This is a genomic window from Amycolatopsis sp. AA4 (genome assembly GCF_002796545.1).
GTDB lineage: Bacteria > Actinomycetota > Actinomycetes > Mycobacteriales > Pseudonocardiaceae > Amycolatopsis.
On sequence record NZ_CP024894.1, the window covers coordinates 3428808 to 3452532 of the forward strand.

The 23725-nt window shown below is 71.6% G+C and carries 15 protein-coding genes; 8 read left to right on the top strand and 7 right to left on the bottom strand.

The features are described 5' to 3' along the window. Positions 1-7 precede the first annotated feature (7 nt). Positions 8-1213 carry an IS110 family transposase gene (locus CU254_RS16115; protein WP_234392833.1) on the bottom strand — a complete coding sequence of 402 codons (1206 nt, stop codon included), beginning with the start codon at positions 1211-1213 and terminating at the stop codon, positions 8-10. Between the two features lie 296 nt (positions 1214-1509). Here CU254_RS16115 and CU254_RS16120 point away from each other — a divergent pair, with 296 nt between their 5' ends. The 3 genes from CU254_RS16120 to CU254_RS44120 are packed head-to-tail and all read left to right on the top strand — an operon-like array spanning position 1510 to position 4833. Next, positions 1510-1707 carry a hypothetical protein gene (locus CU254_RS16120; protein ID WP_009077452.1) on the top strand — a complete coding sequence of 66 codons (198 nt, stop codon included), beginning with the start codon at positions 1510-1512 and terminating at the stop codon, positions 1705-1707. Then, positions 1704-4595, top strand: a complete 2892-nt coding sequence (locus tag CU254_RS16125; protein WP_009077454.1) for a non-ribosomal peptide synthetase — start codon at positions 1704-1706, stop codon at positions 4593-4595. Before CU254_RS16120 ends, CU254_RS16125 begins: the two co-directional genes overlap by 4 nt. A gap of 22 nt (positions 4596-4617) precedes the next feature. After that, entirely contained in the window at positions 4618-4833 is a 216-nt protein-coding gene (locus CU254_RS44120) for a response regulator transcription factor (protein ID WP_009077456.1), read from the top strand. Between the two features lie 269 nt (positions 4834-5102). Here CU254_RS44120 and CU254_RS16135 read toward each other — a convergent pair whose 3' ends face one another. Genes CU254_RS16135 through CU254_RS16160 form a run of 6 tightly spaced genes read right to left on the bottom strand, consistent with a single transcriptional unit; the run spans position 5103 to position 16758 of the window. Next, complete coding sequence (locus CU254_RS16135) at positions 5103-5690, bottom strand: response regulator transcription factor (RefSeq protein ID WP_009077458.1); 588 nt, start codon at positions 5688-5690, stop codon at positions 5103-5105. Next, positions 5687-7024, bottom strand: a complete 1338-nt coding sequence (locus CU254_RS16140; RefSeq protein WP_009077459.1) for an MFS transporter — start codon at positions 7022-7024, stop codon at positions 5687-5689. Before CU254_RS16140 ends, CU254_RS16135 begins: the two co-directional genes overlap by 4 nt. 5 nt (positions 7025-7029) lie before the next feature. Next, entirely contained in the window at positions 7030-11397 is a 4368-nt protein-coding gene (locus CU254_RS16145) for a non-ribosomal peptide synthetase (protein WP_009077461.1), read from the bottom strand. Further along, complete coding sequence (locus CU254_RS16150; protein ID WP_009077463.1) at positions 11394-14552, bottom strand: non-ribosomal peptide synthetase; 3159 nt, start codon at positions 14550-14552, stop codon at positions 11394-11396. Before CU254_RS16150 ends, CU254_RS16145 begins: the two co-directional genes overlap by 4 nt. After that, entirely contained in the window at positions 14549-15259 is a 711-nt protein-coding gene (locus CU254_RS16155) for a DUF6875 domain-containing protein (RefSeq protein ID WP_009077464.1), read from the bottom strand. The genes CU254_RS16150 and CU254_RS16155 overlap by 4 nt, the downstream gene beginning before the upstream one ends. Continuing rightward, positions 15259-16758, bottom strand: coding sequence for an NAD(P)/FAD-dependent oxidoreductase (locus CU254_RS16160; RefSeq protein ID WP_353611758.1), 1500 nt, complete (start codon positions 16756-16758; stop codon positions 15259-15261). The genes CU254_RS16155 and CU254_RS16160 overlap by 1 nt, the downstream gene beginning before the upstream one ends. A 352-nt stretch (positions 16759-17110) precedes the next feature. Here CU254_RS16160 and CU254_RS16165 point away from each other — a divergent pair, with 352 nt between their 5' ends. The 5 genes from CU254_RS16165 to CU254_RS16185 all read left to right on the top strand — a co-directional run bounded on the left by CU254_RS16165 (position 17111) and on the right by CU254_RS16185 (position 23617). After that, a complete protein-coding gene (locus tag CU254_RS16165) occupies positions 17111-19648 on the top strand; it encodes a LuxR C-terminal-related transcriptional regulator (RefSeq protein ID WP_009077467.1) in 2538 nt (845 codons plus the stop codon). Between the two features lie 160 nt (positions 19649-19808). After that, the gene (locus tag CU254_RS16170; RefSeq protein WP_050788199.1) at positions 19809-20528 is read left to right on the top strand and encodes an HAD family phosphatase; all 720 of its coding nucleotides are present in this window, start codon (positions 19809-19811) and stop codon (positions 20526-20528) included. Between the two features lie 801 nt (positions 20529-21329). Next, on the top strand, positions 21330-22157 hold the full coding sequence (locus CU254_RS16175; protein ID WP_158688040.1) for an IclR family transcriptional regulator: 828 nt from the start codon (positions 21330-21332) through the stop codon (positions 22155-22157). A gap of 525 nt (positions 22158-22682) precedes the next feature. Next, entirely contained in the window at positions 22683-22814 is a 132-nt protein-coding gene (locus tag CU254_RS44640; protein WP_255409879.1) for a hypothetical protein, read from the top strand. Further along, positions 22811-23617 carry a universal stress protein gene (locus CU254_RS16185; protein ID WP_100266805.1) on the top strand — a complete coding sequence of 269 codons (807 nt, stop codon included), beginning with the start codon at positions 22811-22813 and terminating at the stop codon, positions 23615-23617. Before CU254_RS44640 ends, CU254_RS16185 begins: the two co-directional genes overlap by 4 nt. Positions 23618-23725 lie beyond the last annotated feature (108 nt).

A 23725-nucleotide genomic window follows, 5' to 3' on the forward strand; every position in this document is an offset into this window, starting at 1 on the left:
CCCTGTGTCAAGGCGCCTGTTGTTGATCTTTGATCAGGCGTTGGAGTGCTCTGTGGTTGGCGGGGTTGTAGGTGGTGTTGTTCTGCCAGCAGTGCCAGATGATGTAGAGCCAGGCGCGGGCGAGGATGCGGACGGCGTGGGGGTGGTCGTGGCCGCGGGCTCGGGCTCGGTTGTAGAGGTCGGCGGCCCAGGGGTTGGCGCGGCGGGAGTCGCCGGCGAAATCGGTGACGGCGTCGCGGAGTTGTTTGTCGCAGGCCCAGCGGAAACCGACGGCGCGGATCTTGCCGGATTGTCGGGTCGAGGGTGCGACGCCGGCCAGGCAGGCAAGCGATTCGGGGGTGGGGAAGCGGGCGCGGCAGTCGCCGATCTCGGCGAGCAGGCGGGCTGCGCGGACCTGGCCGGCGCGGGGCAGGCTGGTGAAGATGTGCGCGTCGGCGTGCAGCGCGAGCTGCTCGGCGATTTGTGCGGAGATGGTTTTGATTTGCTGGACCAGGCTGGTCAGCACGGCGAGCAGGGCGCGGGTGATGCGGGCTTCGGCGGTGCCGTGGTCACCGGCCGCGCCGCGGGGTGCGGCGGTCAGGCGCTGGTGCAGCACGGCGGGGTCGACGCGGCCGCAGTAGCCGGCGCTGGCCAGCCAGGCGGCCAGGCGGCGGGGACTGAGCCAGTCGGCGCGGTCTTGGCAGTCGAAGCGGGTCAGGAACGCCAGGCTGATCGGGCTGTCGATGTCGGCGAACAGCGCGACGGCGCCGGGGAATACGCGTTTGAGATGTTCACGCAGCTGGTTGGCCAGGCCCACGCGGTGGGCGACGAGGTCCTTGCGGGCGCGGCAGGCGCGTCGCAGGGCGAGGGTGGTCTCGTCGTCGGGGGTCAGCGGCCGCAGCCGGACGCGGTCGGTGCGCAGGGTGTCGGCCAGGACGAACGCGTCGAACCGGTCGTCCTTGTTGCCGGCCGAGCCGTATCGGCCGCGCAGGTTCTTGACCTGGTTCGGGCTGATCACCACGACGGTCAGGCCGGCCTCGAGCAGCGCGTCGATGACTGGTCCGTCGGGACGTTCGATCGCGACCTCGGCGGCGCCGTGCTCGGCGAGCAGGCCGAGCAGAGTGCGCAGACCGGTGTTGCTGTGCTCGACCGTCTCACGGGCCACCAGGCGGCCACGGCCATCGACAACCGCGACGGCGTGATCGTCGCGAGCCCAGTCGATGCCGCTGGTCACGCTGTTGGGTGGTTCCTCGGGCAGAGTGGACGGGGCAGACTTCATGACAGCCTCCTCGCTGCTGATCCCAGTGGGGAGGCACCCTTGTTCTGGTGCCAGGGCGTGTCTGCCGCTTCGCTCACTGATCGGCGCTCGGTGGCGCACAGCCCTGTCGACGGTCGGCACGCCCCGGGAACTGCCGGGTCCCGCGGAACTCATGCTGGACGTCGAACGCGTCAAGCGAGCGGGGCGATAACCCGGCAGCACCTCGGGTGCATCGGCAACCTCACGGCTACCGACACAAGGATGGTGCACCAGTGAGCGGGGTGTCGCTGGGTGTGCTGGCCGCTGGTGAGGGCTGGGATGCGTGCGTGCCGGTGCGGGCGTTGCTTGACCACCCGACGGTCGAGAGCGCGGCCGCGGTGGCGGGGTATCCGGGGCTTGGTTCGCAACCGGTTGTGCGGGCGACGATCCGCCCGCGTGCGGCGGTGCGGCCAGTGAGCGAGGACGCATGAGCGAGACACTGCTGGATCTCCTGGCCGAAGGAACAGCCACCGGAGGAATCGCGGTCGTTGCCGACGGTCGGGAAGTGTCCTATGCCGAGTTGGACGAGCTGTCGAATCAGGCGGCGCACCGGCTGCGCGCGCGAGGGGCGGGGCCGGAGTCGGTCGTGGGGGTTCGGCTCGAGCGCGGCCTGGAGATGGTGGTCGCGCTGATCGGGATCCTCAAGGCGGGAGCCGCGTATCTGCCCCTGGATCCGGATTATCCCGAGGACCGGCTCCGGTTCATGGTCGAGGATTCGGGCACCACGACGGTGATCGAGCCCGGCGATCTGACGGATCTCCGCGAACCTTGCGAACCGGTGGATGTCATGGTGCGGCCGGAGAACGCGGCGTACGTGATTTACACCTCGGGGTCGACCGGCAAGCCCAAGGGCGTCGTCATCGAGCATCGCGGGATCGTGAATCGGCTCCGGTGGATGCAGGACGAATACGGCCTGACACCGGAAGATCGCGTACTGCAGAAGACTCCGTTCGGCTTCGACGTCTCGGTCTGGGAGTTCTTCTGGACGCTGTCCGCCGGCGCGACACTCGTGATGGCTCGGCCGGGTGGGCACCGCGATCCGGCCTATCTCACCGAAGTCCTGGCGCAGGGGATCACGACGGTCCACTTCGTGCCGTCGATGCTCCGGGCGTTCCTGTCCGGACCGGTGCCGAAGCTGCCGCTGCGCCGGGTCCTGTGCAGCGGCGAGGCGCTCCCGGACGAGCTGGCGGAACGCTTCCACCGCGTGATCGACGCGGAGCTGCATAATCTTTACGGGCCGACCGAAGCGTCAGTCGACGTCACGGCGACCCGCTGCCTGCCAGGGGAACCCGTCACCATCGGATATCCCATCGCGAACACCCGCATCCACCTCGTGGACGGCGAGTTGACCATCGCCGGGATCCAGTTGGCGCGCGGTTACCTGAACCGCCCGGCGCTGACGGCCGAGAAGTTCGTGCCCAATCCGTTCGCGGAGACGCCGGGGGAGCGGCTGTACCGCACGGGAGACCGGGCGCGGCAGCGCGAGGACGGCGCGTTCGAGTACCTCGGCCGGTTCGACCATCAGGTCAAGCTCCACGGCAACCGCATAGAACTCGGCGAGGTCGAGGCGGCGCTGCACTCTCATCCGGCGATCGCCGCGGCGGCTGCTGCGGTGCGGGACGATCGGCTGGTCGCCTACTGCGTGTACCGAGCAGGGTCAGTGCCCTCGACGTCCGAGCTGCGGGCGCATCTGGCCCGCACGTTGCCGGAGCCGATGGTGCCGTCGGCATGGATGTCGCTGGCCGCGCTGCCGCTCACGCCCAGCGGCAAGATCGACCGCAACGCGCTGCCCGCGCCGGATGGTGCGCGTCCCGCGCTGGCCGTCGGCTACGTCGGACCCCGGAACGCGACCGAGGCGGAGCTCGCCGAGATCTGGGCAGACGCACTCGGGGTGCGGCCGGTCGGCGTCCACGACCCGTTCCTCGAACTCGGCGGCCGTTCGCTGGCCGCTACCCGGATCTGCGCCCGGGTGTCCCGCCGCACCGGACGGCAGGTGTCCGTCGCGGATTTGTTCACCGCGCCGACTGTCGCGGAGCTGGCCGAAGTGGTCGCGGCGGCTCCGCAGGCCCCGGAAATCCACAATGGACCAAGGGCGATTTCGGCGGCGCAGCACCGGATGTGGTTTCTTGATCAACTGTCCGGACCGTCCTCGACTTACACCATGTACGAGGCCTATCGGTGCACCGCCGAGCTGGACATCGAGGCGTTGCGGCGCGCGTTGACCGAGGTAGTCCAGCGACACGAGACCTTGCGGACGACCTTCCGAAGCCGTCGCGGAGAACCGGAAATCAGCGTGTCCGCCGAGGCGGAGATTCCGTTGACAGTGGTGGACGGGTCGGCGGAGGAGGTCGTCGACGCGGAACTTGAGCGGCCGTTCGACCTCGCGCGCGGGCCGCTGCTGCGGTGCACGGTGATCCGCGGCGAGCCTGGGCGGTTCACGCTGCTCGCGGTGATCCACCACATCATCGCCGACGACACCTCGATGGAGATCTTCTGGCGCGACCTCGCCGAATGCTACGCCGGGCGAGGGGCCGAGCTGCCGGAGCTGGCCGCAGCCGCGCACACACCGGACGAGGCCGGTCTCGAGTATTGGAAGTCGACGTTGGCGGGTGCGCCGCCGGCGCTCGAACTCCCGGACAGCCTCCCGCGACCGGCTCGGCAAGCGCAGCTGGAAGGCACGGTCGAGTTTTCTCTGCCGCGGCAGGACATCGCGGCGCTGGAAACTGTGGCGACAGAGGCGGGCGCGACCGGGTTCATGGCATTGCTCGCCGCGTTCGTCCTCGATTTGCGCCGCGTGACAGGGCGGGACGATCTCGTGGTCGGCACGTTCGCGGGCAACCGGCCGTCGGTCGAGGCGGAGGACCTGATCGGGCTGTTCGTGAACACGCTGGCGTTGCGCGTGCGGGTTCCGGGCGATCCGGCGTATCCGGAGGTGCTGGCCGCGGTCCGCGAGGCGGTGCTCGGCGGGTTCCGGCATCAGGACGTCCCGTTCGACCAGGTCGTGGCGGCGCTGCGGCCGCCGCGCGATCTGAGCCGGAATCCGGTGGCGCAGGTGGCGTTCCAGTCGCTCGGCTCGCTCGCCGACCGGCTCCGGCTCGAGGGCGTGCGTGCCGAGCCGTGGCGGGCCGGACAGGGCGGGAATCCGTTCGACGTGCTGGTGACGGTGCGCGAGCATCCCGACGGCGTGGCCGGGACGCTGCATTACGACCGCGCGTTGTTCACCGAAGCCGCGGCGAAGACGATGGCCGACCGGTTCGCGCAGGTCGTGCGGACGGTCGCGGCCGCCCCGTCGACGCGCGGTTCGGAGCTGCCGGGATGAGCGGATCTCCTACACTGGACGCGTGGACGGCGAGGCGGCATACCGGCCGCAGCTCGGCGAACGCGAGCTGCGGGTGCTGCGGCTCGTCGCCGAGGGGTACAGCAACAGCGAGATCGCGGCCGAACTCGGCTGGTCGGAACACACGGTGAAAAACGCGCTGTACGACCTGATGGCCCGGCTGGGAGTGCGTAACCGCGCCCACGCGGCGGCGTACGCGGTGCGGAACGGCTTGATCTAGGCCGATTCGCCGCGCCAAATGGTCCGCGCGGCCGCCGAGGATCGTCCAGTTCCGGCAAAGGCCCTGGACGGGGTGTGTCTCTGCGTCCGAGTCGAGAATTGCGCGCGCGGCTCCCGTAGCAGCGCCAAGTTCCCTCGGCGCACGGGCGAACGATGCTGGACCTCCGGCTGCGGACCCGCCCAGCACTGCTCGCCCATGCTCACTGCGAAATCTGGATCGCCGGATCCCGCGTCCGAAAACCCCGTCGGGCCGGGGTCCCACCGCACTCCCTAAATAAGCCCCTGCCGCAACGCAAACGCCACCGCATGCGCGCGATTCCGCAACCGCAGCCGGTGCGTGATGTCGTGCACGATCGTCGTCACCGTGCGGGCCGAATACGCCAGTGCGGAGGCGATCTCGGCGGTCTCGTGGCCGTCGGCGACCATGCGGAGGACGTCGCGTTCCCGGGCGTCCAGCGTCGGCGCGGGAGGTGCTGCGTGCCGGGCGTCGAACAGGTCGCTCAGCAGGTCCGGCGGCATCGTGCCGTGGCCGGTCGCCGCTGCGCGGACCGCGGAAACGAGCGTCTGCTCGCAGGCCTGTTCCCGGCGCAGCACCCCGCACGCGCCCGCCTCGATCGCGCGGGCGGCGGTGACCGCGTCGACTTTGCCGGTCACCAGGAGAACGGCGGCGTTGCGTTCCTTGGCGGCCCGGATCGCGGAGACGGCCGCGTCGTCGACCTCGTCGACCGCCAGGACCGCGACTCCGCCGTCGGACCCGGTGAATTCCGCGCAGCCGCGGAGCGCGCTTTCGAGTCCGGCGCGCAGGAACGGGTCGGCGGCGAGGACGCGCACCGGGATGGTCCGTTCGAGGGTCGTCATTGTGCCTTCTCCTCTCGGCTCGTCGCCACCGCGGCGGGTTCCGGTTCGGGTTCTTCGAGCAGATCCGGCAGATCCTCGACGCGCCGCAGCGAAGGGCGGGCGGCGAGAGCGCCCAGGACGACCAGCAGCAGTCCGGCCAGCAAAAACATCAGCGCCATGCCGCGGCCGGGGCCGGTGCCGATCAGGTGTCCGACCGAACCGGCCAGCGCACCGCCCGGGCGCATGAGCGGTTCGAACACGCCGTCGGCGAGCGGGCCGGCGACGAGGTACGCGACCGGGCTCGCGGCCTGCGACACCGCCCGCGAGGTCGCCATGACCTTGCCGAGGTTCGCCGGGTCGACCTTGCTCTGCAGCACGGTTTGCGCGGTCCCGGTGATCACGGGCAGCGTGAACAGGAAGAACGGCCCGATCGCGATCACCAGCGCCAGCGACGGCGCCAGCGAATGCACCGCCAGCGCGATCCCGCCGAACGCCATGAACGCGGCGATCCCGCGCATCCGCTTCTTCGGCCCTCCCCAGACGCCCATCACCAGGCTTCCGGCGAACAGCCCGCAGCCGCCCGCGAACACCTGGAAGCCGAGTCCGGCGGGGCTGGCGAACGACAGCACCAGCGGGCGGACGAGCGTTCCGGCGATGCCGAAGCAGAAGTAGAACCCGGCGAGGACGCCGAGCAGTCCGGTCAGCCCGGGGCGACGGCGCAGTTCGGCCCAGCCAGCGGGCACCTGCCGCCAGATCGAGGGAGCGCCGGGCTCGGGGGCGGCGGTGCGCACGGCGGCGCGGGGCAGCGGGACCAGCGCGACGACCAGCAGCGACGCGGCGAACGTCACGAGGTCGATCAGGACGACCCCGCGCAGGCCGGTGAGCGCGAGCAGCGTCCCGGCGACGACCGGCGCGGCGATCTGCGCGCTGAACACCACCTGCGACAGCCCGTTCGCCCGGCTGAGGTGCTGCTTCGGCACCAGCAGGGGAATCATCGCGCTGAACGTGACCTGCTGCAGGGTCCCGCACATCGCGGTCAGCGCGGTCACGACGTACACGTGCCAGGTCTGCAGCTGGTCCGCGTCGATCAGCAAGGCCAGCGCGCCGACCGAAACGAGCGCGACGCAGTCCGCGCCGATCAGGAGCCGTCGGCGGTGCAGCCGGTCGGCCAGTGCTCCCGCGAACGGTGCGATGAGCAGTGCGGGGATCGCGCCGGAGAGCATGATCAGGGCGAATTGGGTGGCTGAGCCGGATCGTTCGTAGGTCCAGACGCCGAGGACGAACCCGGTGAGCGCGGAGCCGACGATCGAGACCAGTTGGGCTGACCAGAGGAGGACGAATCCCCGTGTTCCCATGGTGGTCAACGGTGCTCCTTTCGGGTGCCCGCGGCGGAGGGCGCGGGCAGGTGTCCGATGTGGACGTAGTGCGCCAGATACCGTTGCAGCAGCACGCGATCCGCGGGCGGACAGACCAGCCCGCCCGCCGCGACCACGACCTCGGTGTGCGAGCAGTCGAAGACCGTGCGCCGGGGCGAGGACGTCCGTTCGACCATCGCCGTGATCGCGCTGAGTGCCGGGTCTGCCGTTTCAACCGCCGCCGCGGCCAGGGCGGTGTGCCAAGCGTCGAACGGGATCGCGTCGATCGGGTAGCCGAACTCGCGCAATCCGGCGACCACCTCGCCGAACCGCATCGTGCGCTGGTTGTGGAAGTGGAAATCGCAGCCGTAGCCGGTGCGCCGTCGCGAAAGGTGGCCGATGGCGGCGGCCACGTGGTCGACCGGGGCCATGTCTTCCTCGAGGTCGAAGTCCTCCTCTGGTGCGGAGCCGAGCAGGACCAGGCAGCGCAACAGGTTCGCGAACCGGTCGCCGAGCGGGCCGATGCCGGTCCGGCTGTGCCCGGTGACCCGCGCCGGACGGTGCACGGTCACCGGCAGGCCGCGTTCGCGCGCGGCCCGGGCCAGCCGGTCGGCGGCCCATTTGCTCAGTTCGTAGCCGCGATCCAACCCGGCGGGATCGTCGGGCGGGACGTCCTCGGTGATCACCGCCTCGCGGTCCAGCGGGTAGACGCCCAGCGACGACACGAGGTGCACCGGGGTTCCGCCGCCCCGGCAGGCGAGCCGCAGCAACTCGACGGTGCCGAGGACGTTGCCGGGCCGCAGTTGCGCGTACGGGCGCAGGAAGTTCGCTTCGCCGCCGCAATGGAAGATGACGTCGAGGTCGGCGGCGAGCGCGTACAGCTGAGCCGCGGACAAACCCAGCCGAGGAGCGCCGAGGTCGCCGGGAACGGCGATGATGCGGGGACGGAAGCTGTCGTCCCACAGCAGGTGGTCGCGCAGCACTTGCTCGATCCGGGCGGCCCCTTCGACGGCGTCGGCGGCTCGGACCAGGCAGCGCACCACGACGTCGCTGTGGCGCAGCAAGTCGGCGAGCAGGTGCGGCCCGAGGAAGCCGGAAGCGCCGGTCAGCAGGGCGGTCCGCGGGGCCATCGCGCGCTGGATCGCGGCCTCGGCCTGCGCGGGGGTGCAGCGCGGGTCGATGTCGGCGGGCAGCACGGCGTCCGCGAGGACTTCGGCGAGACGGTCGTCCTCGCGATACCCGGGGGCGCGGACGGCGTCGGCGAAGGCGGCCAGGGTGCTGGCTTCGAAGAGGGTGCGCACCGGGACCTCGACGTCCAGTTCCGCTCGCACCTTCGCCATCAGTGTCCCGGCCAGCAGGGAATGCCCGCCGCGCAGGAAGAAGTCGTCGTCGCGGCCGATGCGGTCCACGTCCAGCACCGAGGCCCAGATCGCGGCCAGCCGTTGTTCCAGTTCGCCTTCGGGTTCGGCGAAGGCAGTCGCGGGGGCGGCTGGTTCGGGCAGCGCACGGTGGTCGACCTTCCCGTGGGCGTTCAGCGGCAGCTCCGGGAGCACCGCGAAGGCGTCCGGGACCAGGTAGCCGGGCAAGGCGGCGCGGAGTGCGGAGCGGACCGACACCGGGTCGGCGTCTCCGACGAGGTAGGCGACCAACCGGTCCGCGCGGGCGGTGACCAGGACGTCCCGGACGCCGGCGTGGCGCCGGCAGGCGGCTTCGACCTCGGCCGGTTCGATGCGGTGGCCGCGGACCTTCAGCTGCCGGTCGACCCGGCCGAGGAATTCCAGCCGTCCCTCGGCGTCGAGGCGGGCGAGGTCGCCGGTCCGGTACATCCGCGCGCCGGGCACCGGCGAGAACGGGTCCGGGACGAACTTCTCCGCGGTGGCGCCGGGCCGGTCCCGGTAGCCCCTTGCGGGTGCGTCGCCGCCGATGCACAGCTCGCCCGGGGCACCCGGAAGCACCGGACGCAGCCGGTCGTCGACGACGTAGACGCGGGCGTGGGGGAGCGGCGTGCCGATCGGCAGCTGCACCCGGCCGTCGAGTTCCGCGGCGTCGACGGTGCGGTAGCTGGTCGCGCAGACGGTCGCTTCGGTGGGGCCGTAGTGGTTGTGCAGTTCGACGCGGCCGCCGGTGCGGGCGGCCCACGTCCGCACGGCGGTGGCCGGGACCGCTTCGCCGCCGACCATCATCGTCCGCAGTGGACAGTCGAACGGCGTATTTTCCGCTGCCAGTTCGGCAACCCACTTCTGCCAGAGCGCGGACGCGGTGTCGACCATGGTGATCCCGCGGTCGCGGCAGAGCCGGACGAGCCCGGGGCCGGTAAGCGACGCCGGGTCGCGCCAGGGCAGGACGGTCGCGCCGGAGACCAGCGCGGGGAAGAGGTCGCCCGCGGCGGCGTCGAAGGTCAGCGGCGGGATCATCAGCACGCGTTCGCCGGGGCCGAATCCGTGCAGCCGGCGAAACGAATCGGCCAGTTCGGCGAGTGCGCCGTGGCATACGGCGACCGGTTTCGCGGCTCCGGTCGAGCCGGAGGTGTAGATGACGTACGCCAGATCGTCCGGGCTGAGGTCGATCTCGGGCGGGTCGCCGGCGGGGAGATCGTCGGTGCGCAGCACCGGGCCGTCGAACGCCAGGTCGTGGTGGGCGATCAGGGCGGCCGGGGACGCGTCGGACAGGAGTTCGGCCAGTCGCGCGGGCGGGTGCCCGGGGTCGAGCGGCAGGTACGCGGCACCCGCCAGGAGCACGCCGAGCAGGCCGGTGGTCGCCTCAGCTCCGGCAGGCAAGGCGAGTGCGACGACGTCGCCGCGCCGGATTCCGGAGGCGTGCAAGGCTCCGGCGATACGCCGGGCGCGGGAGACGAGTTCCGCGTAGGTGAGCAGGCCGTCGTCCTCTACGGCGATGGCGTCCGGAGTCCGCTCGGCCTGGCGCGTGATCAGCGTGGTGACCAGGGTGCCGTCGGAGACCGCCGGTGCGGCCGCGTGCCCGCCGTTCCGCAGCCGGATCCGATCCGCGGCAGGCAGGGCGTCCACTGTGGACACTGGGGCGTCCGGATCGGCGAGCATGGCTCGCAGCAGGTGTTCGTACTGGTCGGCGAATCGCGCGACGGTGGCGGCGTCGAACAGGTCGGTGGCGTAGTCGAGCCGTCCCTCGATCCCGTCGGGGGTGGTGGCCAGCGCCAGGGTCAGGTCGAAGCGCGCGGTGGTGACCGGGAGGTCGAGCCAGTCCGCGCGGACGCCGGGCAGGTCGAGTCCAGCACCGGCGGAGTTGAGCACGAACATCACCTGGAACACCGGATTGTGGCTGAGATCGCGGGCCGGCCGCAGGTCCTGCGCCACCCGTTCCCACGGATAGCTCTGGTGCTCCAGCGCGCCGAGGCAGGCGTCCTGCACCTGCGCGAGCATCTCAGCGACCGTCGGATCGCCGGTCAGCCGGGTCCGGACGGCGACGGTGTTGGCGAACATCCCGACGCACTGCTCGATCCCCGGCACGGTCTCGTCGCGCATCGGCATGCCGACCACGACGTCGTCCTGACCGGCATGCCGGGCCAGCAGCAGCACGTACGCGGTTAGCAGCACGGTGTTGGCGGTGACGCCGTGCCGGTGGCAGAAGGCGGTGAGATCAGCGGCGGGCAGGTGGAAGGAATGGCCGTTGCCGCGGAAGGATTCGGCGGGCGGACGCGGCCGGTCGGTCGGCAGTTCCAGCAGCGCCGGGGCGTCGTGGAGCTGCTCGCGCCAGTACCGCTCGCCTGCTTCGAGCGGTTTGGCCGTCTGCCAGGCCGCGTAATCGCCGTAGCGCACAGGCGGTTCGGGCAGGGCCGGAGCGTTCGCCGGATAGAGCGCGGACAGCTCGCGCAAGAGGATCCCGACGGACGCGGCGTCGGCGATGATGTGGTGCAGGGTCAGCACGAACAGGTGCACGTCGTCGGCCACGGCGACCAGCAGGCCGCGGACCAGGGGCGGTTGAGTCAAATCGAACGGGCGGGCTCGTTCGGCGGCCAGGACCGAATCCGCCGAAGACGGCGTAGCGCGAAGGTCTACATAGGACAGGTCCGGTGCGGTTCCGGGAAGCGCGGGAATCTGCACCGGCTCGCCGTCGGATTCGGCGAACCCGCTCCGCAGCGCCTCGTGCCGATCGACGACCGCGGCGAGCGCCCGGCGCAGCGCCGCGACGTCGAGTGCGCCGGTGAGCCGCCAAGACTGGGAGATCGTGTAGACGCCGTCGCGCGCGCCGAGCCGGTCCAGGAACCACAGCTGCCGTTGCGCGGGCAGCAGCGGGACGGGGGCGTCGCCGGTCCGGCGGGGGATCGAACCGGACGCGGCGCCGAGGCCGTCGCGTGCGGCCAGCAGCCGGAACAGCCGCTCTCGCTCGGGTTGCGTCATCGATGCGCTCCTGGAGGGGAATCGGCGTGGAGCAGGGCGAGAACCTCGTCGTCGGGCAGCGCGGCGATCCGTTCCCGCAGGTCCGCGATCTCGTCGGTGGCCCCGGGGCTGGACTCGGCGGCCCGCAGCGCCGCGGCGAAGGCAGCGATCGTGCGAGCGGCGAACAGCGTCCGCAGGCCGACGTCGGACTGGAAGTGCTCGCGCACCTTCGCCAGCAGCCGCGCGGCGAGCAGCGAATGGCCGCCGAGGTGGAAGAAATCGTCGTGCACCCCGAGGTCCTCGACTGCCAGCACCTCCCGCCACAGCCCGGCCAGTTCGCGTTCGACGGCGTCGCGCGGGGCGACCCGGTCGATTTCCCGGGATTCCCAGACGGGTTCCGGCAGCGCGGACCGGTCGGTCTTGCCGTTCTTGGTCAGCGGCAGCGCGGGCAGGAACACGGCGGTCTGCGGGACCAGGTACGCGGGCAGCTGCGCGGAAAGCCGGTCGCGCAGCGGCGCCCATTCGGTTTCTTCGGCGACCGCATAAGCGACCAGCCGCACGTCGTCCGGACCGGCGGAGCGGGCCAGCACGACGGCGTCGGAGACCTGCGGATCGGCGCGCAGCCGGGCTTCGATCTCGCCGAGTTCGATGCGCAGACCGCGGATTTTCACCTGGTGATCGGTGCGGCCGAGGAACTCCAGCGTCCCGTCGGCGCGGCGGCGCGCGAGGTCGCCGGTGGCGTAGAGCCGGCTCCCGTCGGCGGCGAACGGATCGGGCAGGAAACGTTCGGCGGTCAGGCCGGGACGCCGGTGGTACCCCCGGCTGATGCCCGCGCCGCCGACGAAGATCTCGCCCGCGACCCCCGGCGGGACCGGGTTCAGCCCGGCGTCCAGGACGTGCAGCCGGGTGTTCGGCAACGGCTGGCCCAGCGGCACCACCGGGGCGTCCGAGCGGACGGTGCCCGCCGAGACGATCATCGTGACTTCCGTGGGGCCGTAGAGGTTCCAGACCCGGCCGTCGGACAGCGCGTCGACGAGTTCCCGGTCGAGCGCCTCGCCGCCGCACAGCCGTTCCCGGACGTTCGCGGGCACGCCGCCGGACGCCAGCAGCATCCGCCAGCGCGTGGGCGTGGCCTGCAGGATCGTCGCGCCGCATTCCGCCAGCCGCCGCGCCAGCACGACCGGCTCGGCGGAGTCTTCGGTGCTGAGCACGGCGACCGTGCCGCCGCGGATCAGCGGGATCAGCAGTTCCCGCACCGACATGTCGAACGCCAGCGTGGTGACCGACGCCCAGACGTCGTTCTCGGTCACGCCGAGCCGGTCCGCGAATGCGGTGAGCAGGTTGACCACGCCGCGGTGCGGCACCGCGACGCCCTTGGGCCGACCGGTCGAGCCGGAGGTGTAGATGAGGTATGCCAGATCGGCCGGGTCGGATACCACGTCCGGGGCGGTGTCCGGTTCCGCGTAGTCGAGGTCGACGTCCAGCGAGGTCTCGAACCGGGGCAGCCGACCGGCGGTTTCGCGATCGACGACGGCGATCCGGATGCCCGCCTCTGCGATGACGTAGGCGTGCCGTTCGAGCGGCCATTCCGGATCGAGGGGCACGTACGCGCCGCCGGCCTTCCAGATCGCCAGCAGCGCCACCACCATCTCGGCGGAGCGGCGGACGCAGAGCCCGACCGGGACGTCCGGGCCGACTCCGCGGCGGCGCAGGGCGTGCGCGAGCCGGTTCGCCCGGGCGTCCAGTTCGCGGTAGGTCAGCGAACCGGCGATCGCGGGTGCGGAACCTCGGTCGCGGACGTGCGGCGCGATCAGGTCCAGCGCGGTCGTGGCGGGCAACGGGCGCGTGAGGCCGCTGTCCAGAGCCGCGCGGCGTTGTGCGCTGTCCAGCAGGGAGACCGCGCCGATCTGTTGCTCCGGGTCGGCGGTGACGGAGGTCAGGAAGGTGCACAGGTGCTCGGCGAAGCGGACAATGCTGGCTTCGTCGAACAGGTCGGTGCGGTACTCGAGGTAGCCGTGCAGGCAGTCGCCTTCGTCGCGGACGCCGAGCATCAGGTCGAGCTTCGCGGTGCCGGTGTGCGGGCCGGCGAAGTCCGTGACCGTCAGCCCGGACAGTTGTGGCAGCGAGCCGTCGCCGTGCCCGTTGAAGCCGACCTGGTAGATCGGCGAATGTCCGAGGCTGCGTTCGGGGCGGACGGCTTCGACCACGCGCTCGAACGGGATTTCTGCCCCGCCGAGCGCGTCGACCAGCGTGTCGCAGACGTCGAGGAGCAGTTCGGCGAAGGTCGGGTCGTCGGCGGTCGAGATTCGGACCGGGACGGTGTTGACGAAGAAGCCGATCAGCCGCTCGGTCTCGACCTGCGAACGTTGGCCGACGACCGTGCCGACCACCACGTCGTCCTGACCGCTGTACCGGGCGAGCAACGCGTGGTAGGCGGCCAGTACGGTCATGAAAACCGTTGCGCCAGAAGCATCCGCGAGCGCGCGCACTGCCTCGGTGAGTTCGGGCGGGAAGCGGAACTCGTGGATGCCGCCTTCGTAGCTCGCCGTCGCAGGCCGGGGGCGGTCGGTCGGCAGCGTGATCAGCTCTGGTGCGCCGCGCAGCCGGTCTGACCATTCCTGCAGCAGCTCGACGCCCTCCGGACCGTCGAGGTGTTCTCGTTGCCAGCGCACGAAATCCGTGTACTGCATCGGGAGCGGCGGCAGGTCCGGTTCCGTGCCGGACAGCTCGGCGCGGTAGCTCTCGGCCAGTTCGTCGAGCAGCAGCGAGACCGACCAGCCGTCGGCGATGGCATGGTGCAGCGTAAGGACCAGAACGTGCTGGTCCTCGGCCTGGCGCAGGAGCAGGACCCGGGCGAGCGGCCCGGCGGTCAGGTCGAACGGGGTGCGGATTTCCGCCGCGGCCGTCTGCTCGATCGAGTCACTCACCGCGCGGACGGAGAAGGCAAAGCCGTTCTTGGTGACGACCTGCTCCGGAACGCCGTCGCGTTCGCGGAAAATCGTGCGCAGCGCGGCGTGCCGGGCCGAGATCGTGGCGAAGGCTCGGCGCAGTGCGTCGACGTCGAGCGGTCCGGAAAGCCGCAGCACGGTGGGCACGTGGTAGACCGGCGAACCGGGGTCGAGCCGGTCGAGGAACCACAGCCGTTCCTGTCCGGGCGAGCACGGGAAGACGTTCACGGCGCCCCGATTCCGGCCTGGTCGGCCTCGGTCTCGTCCAGCTCGCGGGCGAGCCGGTCGTGCTCGACCAGTTCGCGCAGCTGGACCGGCACCTGGTCGCCGAACAGCCGCAGGTACGCGCGCGCCTGGTCCGGGTCGGCGCGCAGGAACGGGTAGTCGGTGGGCACCATGTGCCGCACGACCAGCATCGGCACCGGGCTGCGCAGCGGGCGGAACGCGGGGTTCCACAGTCCGCCCTTGTCCGGCGGCCCGTTGTGGAACTCGCCGATCATCAGGCCTTCGGCGACGTACTCCGATTTCAGCGCGTGCTGCACGGTGTCGACCACGCCGGAGCGGTCGTCCGGCGGCGCGTCCGGGAACAGCAGCAGGATCGTGGTCAGCTGCGCGCCCGGATGCCCGCGCGGCGCGAGTTCGAGGAACCAGTCGCGGTAGCTGTGCAGGGTCGCGGTGAGCCGAGGGCCGGCGGCCGGGACGCCCGGTTCGACGGCGAGGTAGAACCGGCCGCGCTCGAGCGACGGCTGCGCGAACGGGCACACGTTGCCGGCGCGGCCGAGGTCCGGATGCGGGCCGGACAGGTAGCCGCGGCCCCAGTCGAAGATCGCCCGCAGGTGGATTTCGTACCGCAGCAGGCGTTCGGGCAGCGCGAGCGGGTCGAGGTCGTGCCGCTCCACCAGGACGCGGCCGGGATCGGTCGGATGGATGAGCATCAGCTTCGGTCTCCAGGCGAGTGCGGTCCGGCGGCCTTCCCGCGGGCGAGCGCGCCGCCGGTCAGGGCGAGGGCGAGCGCCGCGGCGCCGCTGCCCCAGGCCAGCGCGGCGTGCTGGCGCCGGGCGCGGCGCAGGGCGTCCGCGTACGGGATCGTGGTGTGCGAAACCATGGTGTAGAGCGGCATCCAGCGTTTCGGGAAGACGCGGCTGAGCACCAGATCCGCCTTCTTGCGGGCCAGGAACAGCGGCGAGGCCACCCGGCTGCGCAGTTCGTCGAAGTTCTCCTCGGAGAGGTCCGCGAGCACATCGGTGTGCGGTTTGCGGCGGCGTTCGAAGGCGCGGAGCGCTTCGGCCCAGTCGTCGTTCGCGAGGCATTCGCGCAGCACCGCACAGTCCTCCAGCGCCGAGTTCATGCCTTGGCCGTAGAAGGGGTACACGGCGTGCGCGGCGTCGCCGATCAGCACGACGCGGCCCTCGTGCTGCCACGGCGAACTCCGGACGGTCACGAGATGTCCGGTCGGGTGCGAGAGGAACTGCTCGACGATGTCGGGCACCAGCCGGCGCACGTCCGGGAACCGGGTGTCGAAGAGCGCGCGCACCGAATCTTCGGTGGTGAGCGTGGCGAAGCTCTGCTCGCCGGACAGCGGGAGGAACACGGTCGCGGTGAGCGAACCGTTGACGTTGGGGTGCGCGACGATCAGCCCGTCGTCGCCCGGCCAGACGTGCAGTGCGTCCGGGCTGCTGCGCACGTCGCCGGACGGGCCGGCGGCGATCGCGAACTCCTTGTAGCCCCAGGGCAGGACGCGCTGCCGGAAGTCGGCGGGGAGGCCGCGCAGCAGCCGGGTGCGCACGGCCGAGAACGCGCCGTCCGCGCCGACGACGAGATCGGCGGAAGCATGGTATGGACCACTGGCGCTGTCGAACGTGCAGACCGGTTCCTCGGCCGCCGAGCCGCGGTCGAGATCGGTGAGGGTGACGCCGAAACGGGCGCTGACGTTCGGGTATTCCAGCGCTTTGGCGAGCAGGATGCGGTTGAGGTCGTCGCGCAGCACGGAGCGCAGGATCTGGTCCTCGTGGCTGCCGTAGGGCTGGAAATCCAGCTCGCCGTCGCGCTGGTGGATCACCCGCCCGCGCATCGGGGCGGCCGCGGCCAGCACCGGGTCGAGCAGCCCGACCTGGTCCAGCGCCCGGATCCCGCGCTGGGAAAGGCCGAGGTTGATCGATCGCCCGCCGCCCGCGCCGGCGCCGCGCGGATCCGGGCGGCGTTCGTGGATCTCCACCCGGTGCCCGAGCTGCGCGAAGTGGATCGCGGCGAGCGAACCGGCCAGTCCGGCCCCGGCCACCAGAACCCGTCTGCCGCTCATTCCGCCCGCCGCCGTTCCGCGCGAGGGCAATTGTGCCGTCGCCGTCCGGCGTGCTTTTCCGGTGTGCGGAAACCGGCGGCCGGACGTGCAATCCGGCCGATCGGAGCAGCATTCCCGACTGCGCGTCGGAAGCAATCCCGATTAATCGCGAGCAAAGGATGCTCGTCCGGTTGCGGAAAGTCGCCGGACCATTTCGGTAACGTTTCGCGGGCGCGTTCCGATAGAGTGCCCGGCTTTCGTCCCGGTCGCGGCAAACGCCCAGGTTCGCTGCTGCTCACCGATCCTCCTGCGCGATTCGTGGCCGGCCGGGCGCGCGGCCGAGGTTCTCCCTGCTGGCCGATAGCCCGCGCCGGGTGCGGGCACTAACCTGTTCCCGCTCGCCCGGCTGATTTACCGGGGATGTCCCGGCACTTAATAGACCGGAAGTTAACGGGTGGTAGCATCCGTATAATTACCGCAATTCGCGGGTCGCGCGAAGGGGGAGACCGTGGTCGAGAAGGAGTTTGTCGGCCGGTCGGCGGAACTGGCCGCGTGCCTTGACCGCGCGGCCGCGGTGACCGTGGTGGAAGGGCTGCCGGGGATCGGGAAAACCCGGCTGCTGGCCGAGGTCGCCCGGCAGGCGCCGGATCCGGTGTGCGCGGTGCCCGGGGGCGCGCCGGAGTTCCCGCGCCGCCTGGCGCACGCGCTCGGTTCGGAATCGCTGGTGGTCGTGGACGACGCCCAATGGGCGGACGAAGCGTCGTTGCGGCAGTTGATGTCGCTGGTCCGAAGACCGGAAAGCGGCCGGCGGCTGGTGCTGTCGGTCCGCGAAGGGCAGCCCGCGCTGACCAGGCTGCTGCATGCCGAGCGCGTCCCGGTCCGCTACGTGACTCTGCCCGCGTTCACCGACGACGAGGTAGCCCGGCTTTTGCCCGGCCACGCCGCCGCGGAGCGGGCGCGGATCGCCGCGGCGGCCGAGCGGATCCCGCTGTACCTGTTGCTGCTGGCCGATTTGCCGCCGCACGAGTGGCCGGGGCGAGACGACAGCCCGGCGGACGGGGACCGGCCGATGCTGCCGGCGGAACGCGTGCTGTTCGCCGAGGTGTCGGCGCTGCCGGAGCCCGAACGGCTGGTCGCCCAGGCCGCGGCGTGCGGTGGCGGGCAGATCGACGCGGACCTGGTCCAGGCCATGACTGCGCTGCCCCGGGCCGAGGTCGGCCGCGCGATCGAACGGCTGCTCGGCCGGGGCGTGCTGGCGGGAGGAGCGGCGGGGCCGCGGTTCCGGCATCCGCTCGTCCGGGTCGCGGCGGCCCGGCTGGCCGGACGCGGCTGGGCCGCCGGCGCGCACCACCGGGCAGCGGCTTATCTGCGCGAACTCGACGCGCCGCTCACGGTGCGGGCTTACCACCTCGAGAAGTCGTTGTACCGCCACGACCTGGTCGCGGTCGGCGAACTGGCGTCGGCGGGGGAGGAGGTGCTCGGCACCGATCCCGCGGCATGCGCGCGCTGGCTCGGCGCGGCGGTGGCGAACCTGCCGGAACGAATGCGCGGCGGGCACGAGCACTGCCGCCTGTCCGTGCTGCGGGCCGAAGCGTTGCTCGCGTCCGGACAACCTGCTAAGGCTCGGTCGCTGCTGGCGGGCCTTCCGGACTCGCCGCGGGTACTGGCGCTGCTTTCCCGGTGCGAGCACGCGCTCGGCCGCACCCGGCGCGCGCGGGCGATCGCTGAGGCCGCGATCGCCGCTTCGGGCAAGCCGGACGCGCGGGCACAACTTGAACTGGCACACCTGGAGCTGCTGGACGGCGACCTCGTCGGAGCGCAGGAACGGCTCCGCCGGACCGCGGCCGACCCGAGCGCCGGGCCCGCGGTGCAGTCCGCGATCGCAGCACTCGCCGCGATCGGGCTGGTCTGCGCCGGGCGGACCATCGAAGCCCGGCACGCGCAACAGGCCGCGGCCGACGGATTCGACCTGCTGGACGACAACGAGTTGCGTTCAGTCCTCTACACCGTGCCCGCGCTGTGCTGGGCCTCGTGCTTCCTCGACGATGACCGGCGAGCGCTCGCGCTGCTGGATAGGGCGCAGTACCTGAGCGCGCCTGGGCTGCCGTTCCGGCATTCGGTGCGCGGCTACGTGCTGTGGAAACTGGGCCGCCTCGCCGAGGCCGCGGAGGCTGCCGCGGAAGCGGAAACCGCCGCGACCCGCTTCGGCCACCACGATGTGGTGCCGATGGCCGCCGCGATCCGGCTGCGAGTGCTGCTCGCGACCGGAGACCGGTCGTCCGCCGAACAACAGTGGCGCACAGTGGAGAAAATGCCGCGGCCGACCGTCGAATGGTGGCGGCGGACGGTGGAACACATTCTCGCCGAGGCCGGGCTCGAACTCGGCATGTTCCCGGGCGCGGTCGAACAGCCGATGGAGCGGACAGCGAATCCGTTGCGGGTAGCCAGATTGGCGCTGGATTGCCGGGGAGCGCTCGCCGAGGGCGCGCTCGCGGACGCCCGCCGATCGGCTTCCGAGGCGATGGAACGGGCCGCGGCGACTGGATTGAAGAGCGACCTCGGCATTGCGTTGCTGGCGCGCGCGACGGTGTCAGCTGCCGACAACGACCTCGCCGCCGCATTGACGGACGCTTCCGCCGCGGCTGTCGCCTTCGGCCGGGCGGCGATGGTGCTGCACCGTGGCCGCGCGGTCTTGTTCGTGGCGGAAGTATTGGGACGGCAGGGAAACTTCGACGCCGCGACCCAGCGGATCGGCGAGGCGCGGGAGGTTTTCCAGAGCGCGGGCGCCCATGCGTTGCTGCGGGAGACGACGAAGGTGCAGCGGCGGCTGGCCGGGCAGCGCAAACTGGAGTCGCCTTCGGGCGGACGGACGCTTTCGCGCCGGGAGCGGCAGGTGGCGGAGATGGTGGTGCGGGGGTTGACGACGAAAGAAATCGCCGCGGAATTGTTCCTGAGCCCGCGGACGGTGGACGCGCATGTGGCTCGGGTGCTGAACAAACTCGACCTCTCGACTCGCGCGGGAATCGCCCGCCGGTTGACCGGCTGAGGGCGGGTTTTCCCTCGTCGCCGGGCCGGGACAGTGGTGTCCCGGGGCATGGAACAAGCCGCTCCGCGCGTGCGTGCGCCGCTGTACCGTCAGCCCGGATCATCACCGGAAGCGCGCACGGAAGGACCGTTTTCGTGGCTGCGACGACTCCGCGCGACTCATGAACCGCGCGACGAAATACGCCATTCTCGGCTTGGACGGCACCCTGCTTCCCGGGCGCACTTCGCGGCATTATCTGCGGGTCCTGCTCGACGACGGCGCCTGCGACCGGCAAGCGGGACTGTCCTGCCTGGAAGCGATCGGGCAGTTCGCGGCCGCGGAGAACCCGCCGGCCGGGCTGGCGGACGCGATCTGCCGGCGGTACGCGCTCGCGATGAAAGGCGCGTCGGTCGAGCAGGCCCGGTTCGCGGCGGAGAAGACCTGGCGGGCGAGCCGCGGGAAACTGTTTTCCTTTGTGCCGGAGCTGCTTTCGCTGCTGCGCGCGAGCGGGTACCGGATCCATCTGCTGTCCGGGAACCCCGATTTCCCGGTGCAGGAGGCGGCGATGGACCTCGGGCTGTCCGGCGGGCACGGCGCCGTCGCGGAGGTGGCCGACGGCAGGTTCACCGGACGGCTGCTGTCCGCTCCCGGCGCGGCCGGAGGCAAACTCGCTTTCGTGTGCTGCCTGGCCGAAGCGGCGGGTTTCGACACGGAAAACTCGATCGCGATCGGGAATTCCGCTTCGGACGCCGAAATCTTCCCCTGCGTGGGCAAAGCGGTGGCCTTCGAACCGGGCGCGGAGCTTCGGCGGCTCGCGGCCGGTCAGCCCTGGCAGATCGCGGACCGGCGGACGATTCTGCGAGTGTGCGCGCGGCTGGTCGCGCGCGCGGAAGCGGCGTGACCGACCCGCCGTGCGCGGGTTCCGCCCGGCATCGCGTTGTGCGCCAACACAATCGCCACCGCCAGCGCAGTTCGCTGGTTGCCGCTTCCCGCGAAAGTCAAGACCCTGTTCCGCGTGCTGGAACATCGCTGTGCGTCCGCATTTGGTCGCTCGCCGTCGACTGAGTCCTGGTATCGTCTTTCGGCGGAGACACGGCGGCCGCTGGACCTGGCTCCCGCGGTTTCCCGCGGTCAGCACGGACGCGCCGACCTGGTCGCCGTGGCTGGCTCGGCCGATTGTCGTTCCGGAACCGGACTCGCCCGCCGACCGCGGGCTGCCCGGCCCGCGGGCGACGGCGGCTCCGCCCGGAGTTGTCCGGCGGAAAGGCGGTTCCGTCCAGTTTTCCCGACGGGCGAAGCGGTGGGAAGCCATTGTCACGGGGTGCGACCACGGCGGCGCGCGAACGCGCGTTGGCTACGGAAAGTGACTGCAGGCCACCGGTTCCGGGGACGGACTTGTCGCGCGACGAGACGGGCAGGCGGACCCGCTGCGCCACTGGGGCGATCTCTTTCAGTGAACGGGTGCGACCGGTTGTGCCGGACGCGGCGCTGGGCAAGCATGAAGGCGCGAGAGCAGGAATGGCTCGGGAAAGACGCGGGTGGCGAAGGATTCGGGCGGCAGTGAGGCGCGGCGCCGCCCGCGAGCGGCGGAGGAGCCGGGACCGCGGAGGGCAGCGGTCGCGCGGCCTCGCCGGAGCACGCGCGCAGGGCGGCCCCGGCGCGTGCGCACGAGGGACTGGCGGATTCGGTGGAGGGTGCGGTCGTGACTGTGAGCGACGACAACGGGCGGTGGACTTGTACGAGCGTGGTGCCGCGCAGGCCGATTCCCCGCGCGCTTTCGATCCTGAGCGCGATCCGCGATTCGGGCGGGATCGAAACGCTGAGCGAAATCTCGCGCTCGACGCGGCTGCCGAAAAGCACGGTGCACCGGCTTCTCGCCGAGATGCAGGGATACGGAATGGTCGTGCGGGCGGGATACCATTACCGGCACGGGGAAGCGGTGTGCCGGCTCGCGCGGCCCGGTTCGACGCAGGAACTGCAGCGGCTGCGCAGAGACATTCTCCCGTCCCTGATCGACATCCACTGGCGGACCGGCTACCTCGTCGGCCTCGGGGTGGCCAGCGGCAATGTCGTCGATTTCGTGCATTTGATCTACAGCAGCGGCTACTGTTCGCTGGCCGAGCGCATCGAAAACGATTCGCAGCTGGCCGGAAGCGCGGCGGGGCGGGTGCTGATGGCGTTCGACCCCGGGCTCGCCGCGCGCTTCGCGGTGTTCGCCGGATACCGCGGCGAGGACGAGAACGGCGGCGGCCTCCCGGCGTGGCTCAGCGCGGAACTGCGCGAGATCAGGCAGCGCGAGGTGTCGTTCAACCCGCGGCTCCCGGGCGCGCTGCTCGCGGCGGCGGTCCCGGTGTTCAACGTGACCGGGACAGCGGTGGCGGCGCTGAGCGTCGCGGCCCCGCGGCGGGTGTTCAATTCGCGGGAAGCGCATTCGTCGCTGCAGGCCACGCGGATGACCGCGCAGCGCATTCTCCGCGAAACGGTGGCGGCTGATTGGCGGAACGCGAAATCCGGCCGTCCGGTGGAATAACCGGAGCCTCGGGGGACGTCCGAAAGACGGAACGCGGTTCGGAGGAATGGCGCAATTTTCCGCGGTGCGCGAAGTGCAGTTCAGCGTTGTCCGCGGGGCGGGTGTGCGATGAGCGATCCTGCTGCCGCACCCGGACTTCTGGCTGGAGTTGCGTTGATCGGTTCCGTCGAACCGGGGTCGCGTTCGGCGTTGCGCTGCTGCGGAACCGGGATTTCGGCTGGAGTTCCGCTGATCGGTCCAGGCCGTGCCGTCGGGCAAGTCGTCCGGTTCCGGCGGGTCGGCGGAGCGAGCGGGAAACTGCGCGTCGTCGGAGGTGCTTTCGCCGTCGAGGACCGCTGATCGGCGCAGCCCGGGCCAGCGTGCGGACCCGCCGCTGCCCGCCGAACCCGCGCGAAGGGCCGCAGCGCCTTTCCGGCTGGGACCAAAGACTCCCGGGCCGCGGACGTCCGCCCGCAGTGGTCCCGAGGCGCGGCGGCCTAGCGTCGGCCGCGACACGACGAGGGAACCGGCCGGAGGAGGCATGTGATGGACGAGGAGCGGAGGACCCCGTCGCCCGGGGCCGCCCGCCGACCGCCCGCCGGACGCGGCGCGCACGGCGGGCCGGACCCGGAGAGCCAGGAGCTGCCCGGAAAGCAGAGCGAGGAGATCCGGGAGTGAGCCGGCCGGTGGTCGTCGGCGCCGACGGGTCCGCCGCGGCGCTCGCGGCGGTCCGCTGGGCGGCGGTCGAGGCCGGCCGGCGCGGTGCCGGGCTCGTGGTGTTCCACGCCGAGCTGTGCGACGACCCGGACCTCCTGCCGCACGGCAAACCACCCGGCGACGCCGAACCGCAGATGGAACCCGCGCGCCGGCTGTTGCGGCAGGCGGCGGAAACCGCCCGCGTGGCCGCGCCCGCGGTGCCGGTGCGGATGTGCGTGCGGCTCGGGACGGCGGCCGAACTGCTGGCCGCGCTGTCCGACGAAGCCGGGCTGCTCGTGCTGGGCGCGCACGGGCTCGGCGGCGCGCGGGGAGGGGCGATCGGCTCGGTGGCGCTGCGGGCGGCGGCGTCGGCTCGGTGTCCGGTGGTGGTCATCCGGGGGAGCGCGGCACAGGACGGACCGGTGGTGGTCGGCCTCGACGATTCCGACGGCGGCGAACGCGCACTCGCTTTCGCCTTCGACGCCGCCGTTTCGCGCGGAGCCGCAATCGAGGCGGTCCACGCGTGGCACGACGGCCGCCCTGGCCGGGAAAACGGATTGCGGGAGCAGGTGGCCGCGTGGTCTCGCAAGCATCCGGTCGTGCCGGTCCGGGTGCACGTGGTACGAGTGCGTTCCGCGGCGCGGGCACTGTCCGGGATTTCCGCCGGTGCGCAACTGATCGTCGCGGGGGCTCGGGCGCGCGGCCCGTTGGCGGGCGGTCTGCTGGGGTCGACCGGGTACTGGCTGCTCGCGCACGCGGCCTGCCCCGTTGCGGTGGCCCGCTGACTTGAGTCCTTTGTGGACTTGGAAGTTCCGGAGCGGCCTGCCCGGCCGGTGACTTTCGGCCCTCGGCTTGGGGCAGTCCGGCCGCGTCGCGACGGCGGGCGGGTGCGG

Excerpts from the sequence above, each read along its gene's own strand:
- CU254_RS16125 (WP_009077454.1), top strand. The coding sequence starts at position 1,704 with ATGAGCGAGACACTGCTGGATCTCCTGGCCGAAGGAACAGCCACCGGA.
- CU254_RS16135 (WP_009077458.1), bottom strand. The coding sequence starts at position 5,690 with ATGACGACCCTCGAACGGACCATCCCGGTGCGCGTCCTCGCCGCCGAC.
- CU254_RS16140 (WP_009077459.1), bottom strand. The coding sequence starts at position 7,024 with ATGGGAACACGGGGATTCGTCCTCCTCTGGTCAGCCCAACTGGTCTCG.
- CU254_RS16145 (WP_009077461.1), bottom strand. The coding sequence starts at position 11,397 with ATGACGCAACCCGAGCGAGAGCGGCTGTTCCGGCTGCTGGCCGCACGC.
- CU254_RS16155 (WP_009077464.1), bottom strand. The coding sequence starts at position 15,259 with ATGCTCATCCATCCGACCGATCCCGGCCGCGTCCTGGTGGAGCGGCAC.
- CU254_RS16170 (WP_050788199.1), top strand. The coding sequence starts at position 19,809 with ATGAACCGCGCGACGAAATACGCCATTCTCGGCTTGGACGGCACCCTG.
- CU254_RS44640 (WP_255409879.1), top strand. The coding sequence starts at position 22,683 with ATGGACGAGGAGCGGAGGACCCCGTCGCCCGGGGCCGCCCGCCGACCG.